The sequence below is a fragment of the Ruegeria sp. CK3 genome (genome assembly GCF_056536565.1).
This window is the reverse complement of sequence record NZ_JBQFPV010000019.1, coordinates 1-14,868: the sequence shown is the minus strand read 5'-3', so window position 1 is coordinate 14,868 and position 14,868 is coordinate 1. Positions and strand designations below refer to the sequence as shown.

Annotated in this window: 8 protein-coding genes and 2 pseudogenes; 5 read left to right on the top strand and 5 right to left on the bottom strand. The window is 51.5% G+C overall.

Annotated elements, in window-relative coordinates:
• The first annotated feature begins 21 nt into the window (after nt 1–21).
• Nucleotides 22–573 (top strand): annotated as a pseudogene (locus ACR0C3_RS22525) (tyrosine-type recombinase/integrase).
• Between the two features lie 31 nt (nt 574–604).
• Here the strand turns inward: ACR0C3_RS22525 and ACR0C3_RS22520 are convergent.
• Nucleotides 605–2,053, bottom strand: a complete 1,449-nt coding sequence (locus ACR0C3_RS22520; protein ID WP_480760623.1) for an aminotransferase-like domain-containing protein — start codon at nt 2,051–2,053, stop codon at nt 605–607.
• 88 nt (nt 2,054–2,141) lie between these two features.
• On the opposite strand from ACR0C3_RS22520, the gene ACR0C3_RS22515 reads away from it, so the two are divergent.
• From ACR0C3_RS22515 to ACR0C3_RS22505, 3 genes are all read left to right on the top strand, one after another.
• Nucleotides 2,142–3,290: an aminotransferase class V-fold PLP-dependent enzyme gene (locus tag ACR0C3_RS22515; RefSeq protein ID WP_480760622.1), complete on the top strand. Its 1,149-nt coding sequence runs from the start codon at nt 2,142–2,144 to the stop codon at nt 3,288–3,290.
• A 410-nt stretch (nt 3,291–3,700) separates the two neighbouring features.
• The gene (locus ACR0C3_RS22510) at nt 3,701–4,252 is read left to right on the top strand and encodes an aspartate/glutamate racemase family protein (protein WP_480760677.1); all 552 of its coding nucleotides are present in this window, start codon (nt 3,701–3,703) and stop codon (nt 4,250–4,252) included.
• A gap of 193 nt (nt 4,253–4,445) precedes the next feature.
• Nucleotides 4,446–6,962, top strand: coding sequence for a cation:proton antiporter (locus ACR0C3_RS22505; RefSeq protein ID WP_480760621.1), 2,517 nt, complete (start codon nt 4,446–4,448; stop codon nt 6,960–6,962).
• 633 nt (nt 6,963–7,595) lie between these two features.
• On the opposite strand, the gene ACR0C3_RS22500 is transcribed toward ACR0C3_RS22505, so the two are convergent.
• Entirely contained in the window at nt 7,596–8,015 is a 420-nt protein-coding gene (locus ACR0C3_RS22500) for a CAP domain-containing protein (RefSeq protein ID WP_480760676.1), read from the bottom strand.
• Nucleotides 8,016–9,012: 997 nt separating this feature from the next.
• Here ACR0C3_RS22500 and ACR0C3_RS22495 point away from each other — a divergent pair.
• Nucleotides 9,013–9,693: pseudogene (locus ACR0C3_RS22495) on the top strand (IS6 family transposase).
• A gap of 324 nt (nt 9,694–10,017) precedes the next feature.
• Here ACR0C3_RS22495 and ACR0C3_RS22490 read toward each other — a convergent pair.
• The 3 genes from ACR0C3_RS22490 to ACR0C3_RS22480 all read right to left on the bottom strand — a co-directional run bounded on the left by ACR0C3_RS22490 (nt 10,018) and on the right by ACR0C3_RS22480 (nt 14,560).
• Nucleotides 10,018–12,573 (bottom strand): AMP-binding protein, encoded by a 2,556-nt coding sequence (locus tag ACR0C3_RS22490; protein WP_480760620.1) that lies wholly within the window; start codon nt 12,571–12,573, stop codon nt 10,018–10,020.
• Between the two features lie 5 nt (nt 12,574–12,578).
• Complete coding sequence (locus ACR0C3_RS22485) at nt 12,579–13,229, bottom strand: acetyltransferase (protein ID WP_480760618.1); 651 nt, start codon at nt 13,227–13,229, stop codon at nt 12,579–12,581.
• Nucleotides 13,230–13,507: 278 nt separating this feature from the next.
• On the bottom strand, nt 13,508–14,560 hold the full coding sequence (locus ACR0C3_RS22480) for a ketopantoate reductase family protein (RefSeq protein ID WP_480760617.1): 1,053 nt from the start codon (nt 14,558–14,560) through the stop codon (nt 13,508–13,510).
• Nucleotides 14,561–14,868 lie beyond the last annotated feature (308 nt).

Sequence of the window (14,868 nt, the reverse complement as noted above, 5' to 3'; positions counted from 1 at the left end):
ATTGTAGGTCAAAAACGCACTCTGAAAGCAAAACGTGTCAAAGCTATACGAGCTCGCCTTGAGCTTGGCGATAACCATCGCGATTTTGCACTCTTCGACCCGGCAATCGACAGTAAGCTCTGCAGCTGCGCTCTGGAGAAGATGAAGGTGGCCGATTTCGTGGCATCGGGTCAAATCAAAGAACGGGCTTCTGTACTGCAAAGCAAGACGCAGAATCCTGTTCGCTTCGAAATTTCCGAGGGAACCTGCACCACTATTGAGAAATAGATGGAAGACGAACTCATGTTCGGGCCAGAATACCTTTGGCCCCGTTGGCTTCACGGACGATTGCACCTGTCGACGCGTCAATTCGCACGGCTTGCAAGAGACTGGGTCACATCAATTGGTCTCGAGGCAAGCGCCTTTGGAACTCATTAAATGAGGCGTACAACAGTAACCCAGATCTACAAGAAAACTGGCAACCTCAGAGCATTTCAGTTCTTGCTTGGCCGTACCAAGATGGAGAGCACAATCCGTTGTATTGGCGTCGTACTCGAGGACGCCCTGGTCATCGCAGAAGCCACTGAGATCTAATAATGCTCGGTTGCCAACGCTGAATGTTAGCTTAACGCCAAGCCCTTTTGTTCTGAGAAGACTCTACCACTGTCCGAAGAGTCGTCAGGGCGCTTTCCATAGTCGCTCGACTACGAGGGGCGCCGATAGAAAGCCGAAGCCCATTTTGTAGCCCCGAGCGCTCGCCCTTTGCCGCGAACTGAGAGGCGGCGGACACCAATACATTTGCATCAGCCAAAGCTTCGACCACCCAGTCTTTCCGGGCATTGGACGGGAGCGGCAAAAGCACATGCATGCTTTGCGGTTGGGTGATGACCTCCATGCCGTCTAGGACGCGGCGTAGAATTGCTTGGCGTTTGAAGACCTCTTTGCGCTTGGCACTGACAACCAGATCGTATTGACCAGATGTAATGATCTCAGACGCAACTGAAGCCATGAGTGGCGCGTTCATCCAAACGGAGGCACGCTGGGCACGGTCCACGGCATCTCTGTAACTGTCTGGCGAAACGAGGTAGCACACTCGCAGGCCAGGAGCCCAACTTTTGGAGAGCGTTCGGATGTAAAGCGTGCGATCTGGGGCAAGTTCAGCGAATGACGTCGGCGGCTGTTCAAGCAGGAAACCATAGGCGTCGTCTTCGATAACCATGACATCATTCAAAATGGCGATATCCACGATTTCTGAACGGCGTTCCATCGGCAGCGTGGTCGAAGTCGGGTTTTGTACGTTGGGGATACAGAAAAATGCTGAGACATCGTGCTTTCGACAAATCCGATCAAAACTTTCTGGGATTACCCCATCACCGTCGGCGTCCACTTCAACCACGTCGAGCCGGAGCATCTCACAGGCCAAACGCACCATCGGATAGGTCAGACGCTCAACGGCCACGACTTGCCCCGGACGGCAGGTTGCCATCAATGCCAAAATCAAGGCGTGTTGCCCGCCGCTACAAATGGTGATGGCCTCATGGCTGTCGATTGGCCTGGCGCGATCTTTGTTGAGCCATCGCCAAGCCGTTAGTCGGTCATATTCTGCGCCCGGATTGTTCCGGTAATCTAAAACATCACAGCCAGGATCAGCCAACACCTTTGAAATCGCTTCTTGAAAGATGCCGTCCTGCTCGGGCAGAACCATGTGGTTTTTGCTGAAGTCCACTACCGCTTCACTCGGAGTCTCGTATGAAAACTCCATCGCACGCGCGTCGGCGTTCATGCGGACGAATGTTCCTCGACCAACCTCGCCGATTGTCAGCCCCATGGCCTCCATCTCCGAAAACACCTTCGTTGCGGTCCCCAACGACAATCCGTGGCGATGTGCGAGTTCCCTATGTGTCGGCAAGCGATCTCCCGGCTTCAGCGTCCCGCTGCGGATATCTCGGGCCAGGTCGGCAGCTACGTCTTTGTACTTTGCTCGCATGGGGCGATCCGCTTTTTGAACAATGTAGAGATTGTATTGAATAGCTGAGGTTTCACAAGGATGCTTCAGGTATGAGAAGAAAATCATTGTCTTATATACAATGAAACTATTGACCACACGATGTGATACAATCAGGAATTTGTTCTATATTATTTTTCCAAAGAGGCGACGCGAGATGGCGACAATCCCGTCACAAAGACACCTGTTCGATATTCCTCCGGATCTCGCGTATTTCAACTGTTCCTACAATGCACCGCTGCTGAAGAAAGCAGGTGACGCCTTGGTCGAAGGGGCCCTTTCCAAATGTCACCCTTGGGAACGCAAGCCGAACCACTTCTTTGAGGACGCCGAGGCTTTCCGCACTGCAGCATCCAAAGCGTTTGGCGTCAGCGCAGACAATTTTGCCGTTACGCCTTCCGCCAGCTATGGATCGTCAACAGCGTCTCGAATCCTAGAAGAACACCTGTCAGATCAGGATGAGATTATCGTCTTGGACGAGGCATTCCCGTCCAACTACCTCCCGTGGCAGCGCCTGGGTCAAGAAACCGGGGCCAAATTTGTCGTCGTGCCAACACCTAAAGACTTCGGTTGGACCCAAGCCGTGCTGGATCGCATCACGCCGCGGACCAAGCTCGTCGCCATTCCCAACTGCCATTGGACAAACGGCGCTTTGTTGGACCTCGAAAAGATCGCTGAGGCAACTCGGTCCGTAGGATCTTACTTCATCCTCGAAGCCACGCAGTCCTTGGGGGCGAAGCCAATCGATATAGCTTCTTTGAAGCCTGACTTCCTTATCTCCGCTGGATACAAATGGCTGCTCTGCCCTTATGGCCTCAGCCTCTTCTATGCAGATCCCAAGTGGCATAATGCTCGCCCGCTGGAAGAGACCTGGCTCAGCCGAGCCGATGCCGAGGTGTTTGAAAACCTCGTCCAGTACAATGACCAATACCAAGTCGGGGCACGCCGGTTCGAGATGGGGCAGAAGAGTATTCCATCGATCCTGCCCGGTGGGGTTGTGGCTTTGGAACAGATTGCCGACTGGGGCATCATAAACATTGCCGAGACGCTTGAGGGCATCAACGACCACATAGAAGCGATCCTAGAGCCCTTCGGCTTTGTTCCAGTCCCCAAAGAGGTTCGGAGTCCCAACATCCTCGGCGTGGGCCTTGATGGCGGCATTCCAGAGACGCTCCTCCCCAGCTTGGCCGAGCGCAATGTCTATCTCAGCCGCCGCGGCAGTTCCTTGAGATTCGCCCCATACCTGCATGTCACGGATAACGACCTCGATAGACTGTCCGAAACCCTGAAATCCGTTTTCCACTAGAGGCGAGCATCTGCTCGATATCGCATGTCGATCAATCAACGCTTGAAAGACATTGGCATTCAACTGCGCGATGCCGTCGCCGCTGTGGCCAATTGCGTTCCGATGCATTTGAGCCCGGCTGAAACCCTCTATGTTTCCGGACAAATCGGGTTTGTAGATGGGGTTCTCGCAGATCGCGGAACACTAGACGGAACGAACTCGGTTGAGGACGCTTTAAGGTCAAACCGACCTCCTTTGCCTAGAAGACCAAATGACTGAGGAAGATCGACGATGAAAACTATTGGCATCTTAAGAGGAATGTCAGCGGCATCGACGCAACTCTACTACTGTGAGCTTTGTGATCTCACCCGCGAAATACTCGGAGGACTTCATTCGCCAGAGTTGTTGATCAGGTCTTAAACTTTGCAGAGATCGAAGCGCTACAGGCCAAGGGTGCTTGGGACGCCGCCGGAGACATCCTAAACCGCGAAGCTAAGGCGCTGGAACGGGGTGGAGCAGATCTTTTGATCTTAGCCACGAACACCATGCACAAGCTGGCCGATCGGATGATGGAAGGTGTCGGCATTCCCCTGATCCATATTGCTGACGCCACCGCCAAAGCAATACAGGCTGCCGGACTTCAACGCCCTGGACTAATGGCCACTGCGTTCACGATGGAGCAGGAGTTTTATACAGATCGTTTGAGAGCGGTTGGGTTGGAACCGCTTGTTCCAAACGATGATGACCGCGCTGAGACGCACCGGATCATCTATGACGAGCTTTGCAAAGATATCACGACCGAGGCTAGCCACCGCACCTATGTCGAGATCGCCTCACGCCTTGTAGAAGCCGGTGCGGACTCTCTGATCCTTGGATGCACGGAAGTGGGTATGCTGCTCAATACTGACAACGTTCCGGTTCCAGTCTTCGATACAACTCTGATCCACTGCAAAATTGCATTCGATCGAGCGATGGATCCTTGAACATTGCTTATGCGGGATCGGCCCTTTCCAGCCGTTCACTCGCCGCGCTGGTGTGGCACTGCGGCCCTTCGGTCCTGACATTCGTTTCTACTGCAAACTCTGGCCAAGTGTGAGTACACAAATCGATTCCACGTGGTCGATCAAGGTTTAAGAGTGGATTCCATTAGTTCGAGTTCTCAGGTAATACGTAGTAATGGATATTGTCGTCATTACGACCATCATCACTTCTTTTTTTGTTGTAATCGGCGTGGCGGAACCATTGGCTGCACGTATGCGCCTGCCTTACAGCGTTATCCTAGCGGTCCTGGGAATAGTCATCGGACTTGGCGCAACGTTCTTTCTCAACACTGACTTGACGGATGCACTGAACCCGGGAGCGCAGGCGATTATTGATTTGCCGATCCGGTCAGACGTCTTCCTCTATGTTTTCCTGCCAACGTTGCTCTTCCAGGCGACACTCGGCATGAACCTGCGCAGGATGCTGGATGACTGGATGCCCATCTTGATGATGGCCGTCGTGGCTGTGATTGTGGCGACACTTTCCATTGGCTATGCGCTCAGTTGGGTAAGTGCCTTACCGTTGGTCGCTTGCCTGTTGATTGGTGCTATCGTATCGACAACTGATCCCTCGGCGGTTGTCAGCATTTTTAGGTCGATCTCCGCACCACGCAGGTTGTCGCGAATAATCGAGGGTGAAAGCCTCCTGAACGATGCTGCCGCGATTGCTCTTTTCGGGCTATTCATGAGCTTTGTGATGCTCGGGAGACCTGATCCGTCGCTAAGTGACGCCGTGGGGCAGTTTCCGCTGTTGATCGTTGGCGGAGCACTCACTGGTTGGCTTATGGCGCGTTTGGCGGTTTGGATGATGGCTTTCGTAGACCGTTGGGAGAAGGCGCAAATTTCAATTTCTGTCGCGCTGCCGTACCTCGCCTATATCGTTGCGGAACAAAGCGTCGGGGCTTCGGGTGTTATCGCAGTGGTGGTCACAGGACTAACGCTCAACCTCACCGGCCCTGGTCGTTTGTCGCCAATCGCTTGGACAAATCTGCAAGAAGTATGGGATCTCCTAGCACATTGGGCTGGAGCGCTGATCTTTATTCTTGCAGCATTGTTGATACCGAGGCTTTTGGAAGGGGTGCAGCCGTCTGACTTTGGCCTGTTGGCAGTGGTGGTTCTTGCAGCAACACTGGCACGGGCGGCGGTTCTGTTCGGCTTGTTGCCCCTGCTCACGACAATCGGTCTGTCGCCAGTTGTGGAACGCCCCTATCGCACCGCAATGCTTTGGGGTGGGCTGCGGGGCGCCGTGACTTTGGCATTGGCACTAGCGGTCACTGAAAGCACTCAAGTACCGCTCGAAACCAAGCGTCTGGTCGGTATTTTGGCCACTGGCTTTACGCTGTTTACACTGATTGTCCAAGGGACAACCTTGCGAACGGTGATCACAAAGCTAGGGCTCGACGAACTCACTCCGCTTGATACGGCATTGTCGCGCCAGGTGGTCGCGGTCGCCTTGCAATCAGTCCGCGAGGATGTGTCCCGCACCGCGGAAAACTACGACCTGACCCACCAAATTGTAAGAAACGAAGCCAAGCAGTTTAGCGAACGCCTTGACGAGGCTGTAAAAGCCGCCGAAGACAGCGCGGAGATCCTTGATCGCGACAGGATCACGCTTGGCCTTATTGCGTTAGCCGGTGCAGAGCGGGATTCAGTTTTGGCCCGAATGCGAGAGCGCACCATGTCATCCGTTCTCAGCGAAAAAATTCTGTCAGACGCGGATCGGCTCATTGAAGGCGCAAGGACCGGTGGGCGGATCGGCTATCAGCGCGCGTCCAATCGATCTGTCGTCTATGGCAAGTCTTTTCGGATCGCCGTTTTCCTGCACAACCGCCTACGAATCTCGTTTCCGCTCACTCGTATAACAGCGGACAGGTTCGAAAGACTGCTCATGCAGCGTCTGATCCTTCGAGATCTCGATGGGTTTGTCCGTGGTCGCATACGCCGGATCCACGGTCGCCGGGTTGCGGAGTTGCTAGACGACCTGTTGGAGCGCCGATCCGAGGCGGTTGAGACAGCGCTTGAAGGATTGCGGCTCCAATATCCAGGTTATGCGGAAAAGCTGGAGCGGCGGTTCATCCGAAGGACAGCATTGCGACTGGAGGAGCGAGAATACGCGGTCATGCGCGAGGATGGCTTGGTAGGCGAAGAGCTCTATTCAGTGTTGATGCAGGAAGTGGCGGCACGACGTGCTTTATCCGAAGGGCGTCCTGTACTGGACATCGCCCTGAAGGGGCGGGATCTGGTCAGGCAGTTTCCACTATTCTCTGATCTCGACAAAACTTCATTGCGAAAACTCAGTAGAGCGCTTCGTACCCGCTATGCCAACGCGGGCGACACGATCCTTTCCAAAGATGAATTGACCCGGAGTGTGTTTTTCATCGCTTCTGGAGCAGTCGAAGTGGAGTTCGGCAGACATACCACGCGGTTAGGTCGTGGCGAAATGTTTGGGCAATTGGCCATGCTCATGAAACGGCCCCGTCGGGTAAATGCGCGAGCGCTGGCGCCCTCGACACTGCTTATGCTTGACGAAGCAAGTTTCCGGCGCTTGCTGCGGCGAAGCAAGGCCATGCGGAAGTCGGTCGAAATGAGTGCTGCCAAGCGTATGATCGACCCAGCAGTGTTGGACCTGGATGAACTTTCAACTACCTCTTGAACACGGCTCAATTTCTCTAAAGAGAACCAATCTGAAAGGACCTGCAAAACAATAGTATTGTTTCGCGAGGCATCAGTCGGCTTCGGTCATAGGTCTCGTCCATGCACTATGAACTCAGCGTTGGACGCTTTTTTGATTGCGCACGAGCTGCGACGATCGGCGAGTATTTCACAATCCACCTATTCGATGTGGCATGGTTAAGTCGCACATCGCGCTCCTCCATGATCTCTTCCAAATCACGATAGGACAGCTTGTGCATTTGATAGAATTAAACAGCGTACAAAACTGCATGCTTGGAGAAATGAAAGCCCTTTAACGAGATCATGGTTAAACAACTTGTTCGAAAATTACGCGACTAGTACAAACCTCAGATCACGCAGGCTCGTCAACTAGACCTCAAAGTTTGCGACTCATCTTAACGCCTTACACATAGCGAACCAATAGACCTGAATTCCCAAGATTGTCGCTCTGATTGGTAAGATCCAGTGTCGCTGTAGATGTCACTCGGCTGGGGCTGGGTTTAAATTGAGATTGGGAAGATAAGATGCTCAGCGGGTTTGATTGGGCCTTGTCGAACAAAGGGATCGGTCGTCACCATTGTTTCAACGGACCCGCTGATCCTGCGTGAAACTACTAGCAAGGGGCGGCCAAAACCATTACCCAAGTTCGATCCGCGGCTTCGTAGAGCGCGAATTCCCTAGCCTCGCGAGAGAGCATGTTCGCTCGATGTCCGGGTGATCGAGCCCAAGCCGACACGACTGCTTCCAACCCTTGCTGCCCCCTTGCGATGTTTTCGGCAACGAAACACCATTTGTAGCCTGCCCCGAGAACTCGCCTTCCTACATCAGACCCGTTTGATCCGGTGTGCGAAAAGAAACCTCTATTCGCCATGTCCTCTGCATGAGATTTCGCAGCTTTCTCCAGTTTTTGGCTATATTGCAAGACGTGAAGACCTTGGCTTTCGCGAAGTGAATTCAATGCGTCCGTCGCCAATGCGTTGGCCACGACGGTTGAAGGGAGTAGGTACGCCAAGACTAGCAGTAGACGGAACATTTCAGTCATCCCCGGTTTCTTCCAATAGTTGCAACTCTGGTTTGCTACAAACGAAGATAGTTGGTCGTAGGTCTTGCTACGATAAATTTACCCATTCAGAGACGAGATATACGCAGGCCAAGGCTATTGCGGCCTAATGTACGACGCGCCGAACTCGTACCCCCTCATTGAAAATCGTAAACCCCATTCTCGACGCGCCGCATTCTGTCGCTATCCAGTCGGAATGTTTGAATTGTGACAGTTTCATTAAAGAAAAGGTGATATACGCCTTGACGTTACGGAAAGCTGCATGTCGCTATTTGTGTTTGATGCTGGGGTTCGTCGGGCGACACACCGAACCAATTAACCCCCTCAAATCTAGTTGGAAAAACCAGAACGTTCTAAAATAAAAGCATGTCGCCCACTGACGGAGTGGTCGCATTATGGCGGAATTGTGTCCACGATTCATTGTGAAACTTACCGTTTGCGATTTGGAAACAAACCGTTTCGTCGCAACTCTGGGCATTACGGGGTTTCCCCAATTTCGGGTTGAGAACGTTTCTGCCAAGTTGGTATCAACCGGAAGACAACACCACTCACTCAAGGGTGAGAGAAAGGGGCTGGCTCTGACCCCCTCGGCCAGCCCCTCACACCCCCCACAAATCAGAGCTCAGGTAAGATGGGTGGTTTCACTGTTCGGCTGCGACTATCCAATTTACATGTTTGTTTTGTATTTAAGTCTACTCACCAAATTTGGGGAGTGACTAAAAAATGAAACCTTGCTCCAATCAACTTCTGCGTGCGTTTCTTCGAGCCTTTCATGGCCTCCAACCTATCAAAGTCCCGTTGCAACGATGCCTCGAAAATCGGCGTCGCGTTGGACGTGACAAACTGTGGAAGGCTAAACCATTACCGACCATTTACCCTTGGCGCGAGAACTGTTGCAAACTTTTGGCTGTCTACGACGTCAGATGCTGCGGGTGAGTGGCGTTCGTTAAAACCCGTCGACAGTCAGTTCATAGTTTCCTTCGAAGGCACTCAATATCCGAAGGCTGTGATCCTGTTCGCGGTGTTTATCTATGACCGATACAGTGTCTCTTACCGGGATCTGGAAGAAATCATGGCCGAGTGCCGTGTTTCAATGGTCCATACCTCTCTAAACCGATGGGCAAAACGGTATTCTGGTGCAATCGCTGAGGCAGCACGTCGTCGCAAAGGGCCATATAGTCGTTCGTGAAGAATGGACGAAACGTACACCTAAGTTAAAGGCGCATGGGTTTACCTCTATCGAGCTTTCGACAAGCGGGGCAAGACCCTTGAATTCATGCTTTCACGGCGTCGCAACAAATCCGCCGCCACCAAGTTCTTCGCCAGAATGTGGGATATCAACGTATTGCCAAGGGAGATTGTGATCGACAAGCGCGGTTCCAACACCACCGGCATCAAGGCTATCAACAAATTGCTCAAAGGCTTTGGCTGCCCGATCCCAATTGAGATGGTGAGGCGGAAGTACTCGAACAATATCGTGGAAAAGGACAACCGGTTCATCAAGAAACACACGCGGCATATGCTGAGGTTCAAGGCCTTCGCCTCAGCGACGGCAAAGCTCGACGGAAATAAAGTGTCGCATTTGATCCGCCAAGGTCAAATCACGCCTGGACTCTACCCATTTCAGCAATACGCTGAGCTCGCCACTTGACTCAAAAGCGATCGCTGAAACAACTCAACCGGCTCAGATCTGTGCAACAAAACCAAGGAGCCTACGGCGTATGGGCCTTTTTAGAAGCCGTACAACCTTTGGAAGCGGAGGAGCGATAAGGGCGTCTTCGTTCTGTCGCAATCACTTTTCTGGCATAGCACCGGTCGAATTGGTGGGCAGTTGAGTCTACCAGTTGGCCGAACTGCTTTTGAGAACTCGGTACCAGAAATTTGATTACCTTTTTGGTCAATAATCTACGTGCTGCACAATTCACGAAAACAGCAAAAATAACAAGAAAAACAAAACTTTAAGGAGACAAAAAACTTATTTTTTAGTGAGTTTACCAACTATGTTGTTGATTTCAGTTGCAGTGCGTTGGCATGAAGCATCGTCAAAAAGGATTGTGCGATGATCTGCGTTGATGTCGTACTGATCAACTTCACTTGCAAAAACATCCCAAGACAAATTGGGCGAAGGCCCAAGAATTGAACGTCGTTTTGTAGCGCGCAGAAGACAAATTGTCCCTTTGTAATAGCTGGGCTCGTATCTAGAGAGCGCATTGTAAAACTGGCGAACTGTTGCACGTATTGACGCTGGATGACTTGATAGCGCAACAGGGAATAAGCCGGGCTCATCCAACACTTCACCCTTTGTCGAAGCAACACTCGCGAATACTCGGCGGAAGGACCTAAATCGCCAGGCCATAATCCGTGCGTGCCACTCGATTTTGTCTGAAAAGCGTTTTCGACGCAGTCTAGATGGAACTGCGGAATCTAACAGCACAGGCACGACGGTATTCTGGGACTCATCCTTTAGAATGTTAGCGGTTTCGTATGACAAAAAACCCCCAAATGAGTATCCGACGATCAAAGTAGGTTGAAAAATTCCATGTCCGAGAATGATCCTTGCGCATTCCTGCGCGTATTCAGCAATTGATTGGTTGTCGCGCTCTCTTAACATTTCTGTATTGGGTCGAAGGCCCAAAACTTCGCAACGATCGTCAATAAAGGGGAGGATTTTGTTGATCCAAAGCGGAACCCCGAAAAGATCTGGCATCGCTATCACAGTGATACCTCCAGTTCCACTACGTAGCACCTCAAGGAGCCCATCCTGAGGTTCCTCGGGCTCACTTGTATCAGGCGCTTTGACTTGCCTCGCAACAGTATTGGAAAGATCTTGAAGCGTTTCAATACTGTTGATTTCAGACATCGATATCTGAATATCAAAATGGGCTTCAACTTCCATAACCAATACTGTGTGAGAATAGCTGTCCCACCCCCCTATTTGGTCTGGGCCAAACGAAATGTTCAAAGAGCCTTTTTTCGCCCCAAACACTTCGGCGGCAATATCCAAGATGACTGCATCGTGCTCGCTATTGATGTCACGGGTGATGGTCGATTGGTTCTGCAAAATTTCTTTCAGTGCAGGCAGATCAACTTTTCCTGATCCTCGACGCGGAAGCTCTTTCAAAAAAACAACTTTCTTGGGTACCTTTTGGCGTTCCAATTTAGTTCGGCAAAACTCCAAAATGTCAGACTGTTCTAGCGGCTTCTGAGCGACAATTGCAGAAACGGGTACGGCACCAAAGTCTTCGTCCGAAACACCTACAGACTGCGCCTCAAGCACATCCGGGTGTTTTAAGAGCACCTCATCAATCTCTTCAGGGCGTATCAAGAATCCACCGCTATTGATCGCCGTGCTCATTCGTCCAACAATACTGAAGTTCCCCTGCGGGGTTACGGTTGCAAGGTCTCCCGTACGGAACCATTTGCCACGGAATGCTTTTTCCGTTTCTTCTGGTCGGCCAAAGTATCCGGCAAAGATGTAAGGCCCGCGCAAGCACAATTCCCCAACTTCACCTTGAGGCTGTTCTTTTCCAGTTGACGGATCGACAATTATTGCTTCGCAATCGATCGGTTTGCCGATCGTATATCGTTCACCCATTTCCGCGTGCGGTCCAGCAAAGTGACTGGCGGCGACTGTTTCAGTCATACCGTATTCATTCACGATCGGTTTTTTGAATCGCTCCTCGAGTCTGTCCCAAAGATCTGGGGCCATTGGCGCGGAGGTCGTCAGGATCGTTTTAAATTCGCTACGATCAAAATAGTCTGATCGGGCCGCGTGTCGGTCGATCAAGGCATACACCGTTGGGGCACTAATCATATGCGTGGCACGACTATCACGTAACCAACACAAATCCTGTTCTAGCCGGTTCAATGAAAATGCATCGGGCCGAAGCAGTGTCGCGCCATTGAAGGCTGTCAATATCGGCCCCTGGACCAATCCATCGGTATGATACGTTACAAGACCATTAAAGATTTTTGATCGGCGTTCCAGTTCCCAGACGCGCGAGATTGCGGCCAACTGAGTCTGCAGGTTCGTGTGCGTCAGCATCACGCCTTTGGGTTGCGATGTGGTACCCGACGTAAACAATAGATAAGCCAAACCGCTTTCGGGTTGCTTCAAAGACGGATCTCGTTCTTCAGCGTTGGGAAGGTTGTTGGTAAAAAATGAAACCCACGAGTCGGATTCGACCCAAGGCTGATTGCAGCGCTCAGTATCGGCGACGATCAGACTCGGTTTGATCAATTCAGCAATTCCAACAAGCCTGTCCTCGCTGGAGTCCGGGGCAATGATCGAAGGGACCTTTCCATCAAGTACCGCTGCGATCCATAACGTGGACGCGACCCAATCGTCGTTGGAGACGATGACCAAAGGTTGACCGCTCTCCAGTCCAATGCTGTCGAATCTTCCACAATGCTCGCAAATTGCACGCGCAAGCTCGTCATAACTGTGTGCGTAATCCGGACCTTGCCAAAATGTCTTTTTCGGGTCTGCCTTAATTTGTTGCCACAAATGGTTTGCAAATTCAGAGTGCAAAACAACTACTCCTGATCGTCGGAACCCAGTGTGCTGCGCGAGAGATCCAACTCCTTAACGGTCGCAGGGTTTCCAGCAACAAATGCGCCATCCGGCACGTCTTTACGGACAACGGATCCGCCTGAAATGATACATCCAGAACCAATTTCGACATCTGGATAGATTATAGCTCCAACGCCAACAATACTGTCGGATCCAATCTTAATGTTGCCAGCAAGCGTGACGCCGGGCGCGAGACTCACACCGTCATTCAGAACGCAGTGATGTCCAACGCTTGCGGTTCTGTTCACGAGAACCCGTTCGCCCACAATGCTTGCGCCACCGATTACAGCTCCTGCATTTATGAAACTCATTGCTCCCACCCGCGTTGACCGCGCGAGCACCGCTGTAGGGTCAATCATGGCGTCAGCGGGTTTGAGTCCATGCTCTATTGCAATTTCCGCCAGTTTTTTACGGCGTCTTGGATGAAACGCACATGGCCAGAAAACTCCATCAGTATCCCCTAGATCATCGAGATGAACCACCGACCTACGCGAAAGCACGCGAACAGGATCCCCGAGTGACACACAAATATCGGCTGGCGTATTCAATCGCCGAAGCGTCTCTTCATAGTCAACAACCAGAGGGCTACGAGCACCAAAAAGTATTCTTTTCAAAAAGATTCTCCCGATAACGCCTTAAACTATACCAGCGAACATCTAAATTCGTAGTTCGTCAACAACACCCTGCGGGGCGCGCTTTCGCGGCCTCAAATATCCGGTGATCGAAAAACCAAATTTGGTTCACTGGTACAAAGATCGCTTGCAAGGCGGATGTAGTAGCTTGCGGAATAGAAACGGCATCTAACTTTAACAAAATAGCCGACAAAAGGTATGTTTAAGGCGCCGCCACAGTTTTCTCATGGCTGGAAAGCTAGCATCAACAGTTTGCCTATTTAGCGGCCTGCTTCGCGGTTCGCGGACAAACGCGCGCTGACGGTCTCACTCACATTTTTAAGCTCGGGGGTCGCCATTCCAATTTGGTCTGCAATCAGGTTTACGAGCAAGTCCACCCGTTCGACTTGCCCTGCTCCTGCTTCAATTGCACGCGCTGCAGAAGAGGGCTTCAATAAACTTTTTGCCGCGTTCGCATATTTTTCGAACGGCACTTTGTCTTTTGGATCCGCTCCCAAGTGACTGACAATACCGCTCACCGTTTCGTATATACTCTCGGACAGTCCGACGTCGCTATGAACGGCATCCTTAATGGCACGAGCGCCTTCGGGCAGAACACACCGATAGTTGCCTGCAAAAAGCATACTCCATTTCGCGAATGGTACGAATAAGGAGTCGAAAACCCTAAGCTTGACAGGTACGTCGTTTCCTTCAACGCGAACTGCATCAATCGCTGTTTCTAGATTTCGCAGTATTTCATTATGCTCATCACTCTCGAAAGGTGCGGCTTTGAAATTGGTTGGTAGACCCACGTGCAAGACATTTGCGCCCTCTTCCACGACCCGATATGCCTGAGGGTCGGGACTACATAGAGTTACATTCCCCGGCTTGAAGGTACTCCAGCACTCGGGGCACGTGAAACACGACTTTAGGCCTCCGACATCCAGCCCTTCGATGCGCTGCAAATAAGGCGGTGGCGGCATATTCATTATAGACAAGCAGGGTTTGCCAGCATTTGCGATCCGCTGAAGCAAGTTTGCAATCGCTTCATGACAGTATTGCGGCTCTGACATTGCAAGGGCAATCAGATCGTATTCATTTGGGTCGACCTGCTCGGGAGGCATTGCGGTCAACTCTCCGGGAAGGTCATTCGAGCTGAACGACCTGTGCTTTTCTTCGCCGCGCAGTTTTATACGAACACGTGTCCCCTCTCGATTTATTAGATCGGCAGTTTCTTGGCGACAAACAAGCGTCACATCTTGGTTAGCCATCAATAGTTTAGTAGAAAGAAGTGATCCGTACGAAGCTCCCAAGATCAATATCTTATATTTCACTAGTTTAATCCCTAACCAACACAAAACTCTGTAATTTTGGTCAAAACGAATTGATTCTAGCAACAGAAAAGCGATTGAGCGTCGCTATCGGCTTGATACGATTTACTTCTCTTGAGGCCTCGGGGTGGCATGGTTCTGTCGCACACTCTGCTCCCAACGGATTATCTGAAAACTCTTGGACGTTGACGTGATCGGATGCTGCGGGTGAGTGGCGTTCGGTAAAACCCGTCGACAGTCAGTTCATGGTTTCCTTCGAAGGCACGCAATATCCGAAGGCTGTGATCCTGTTCGCGGTGTTTATCTATGAC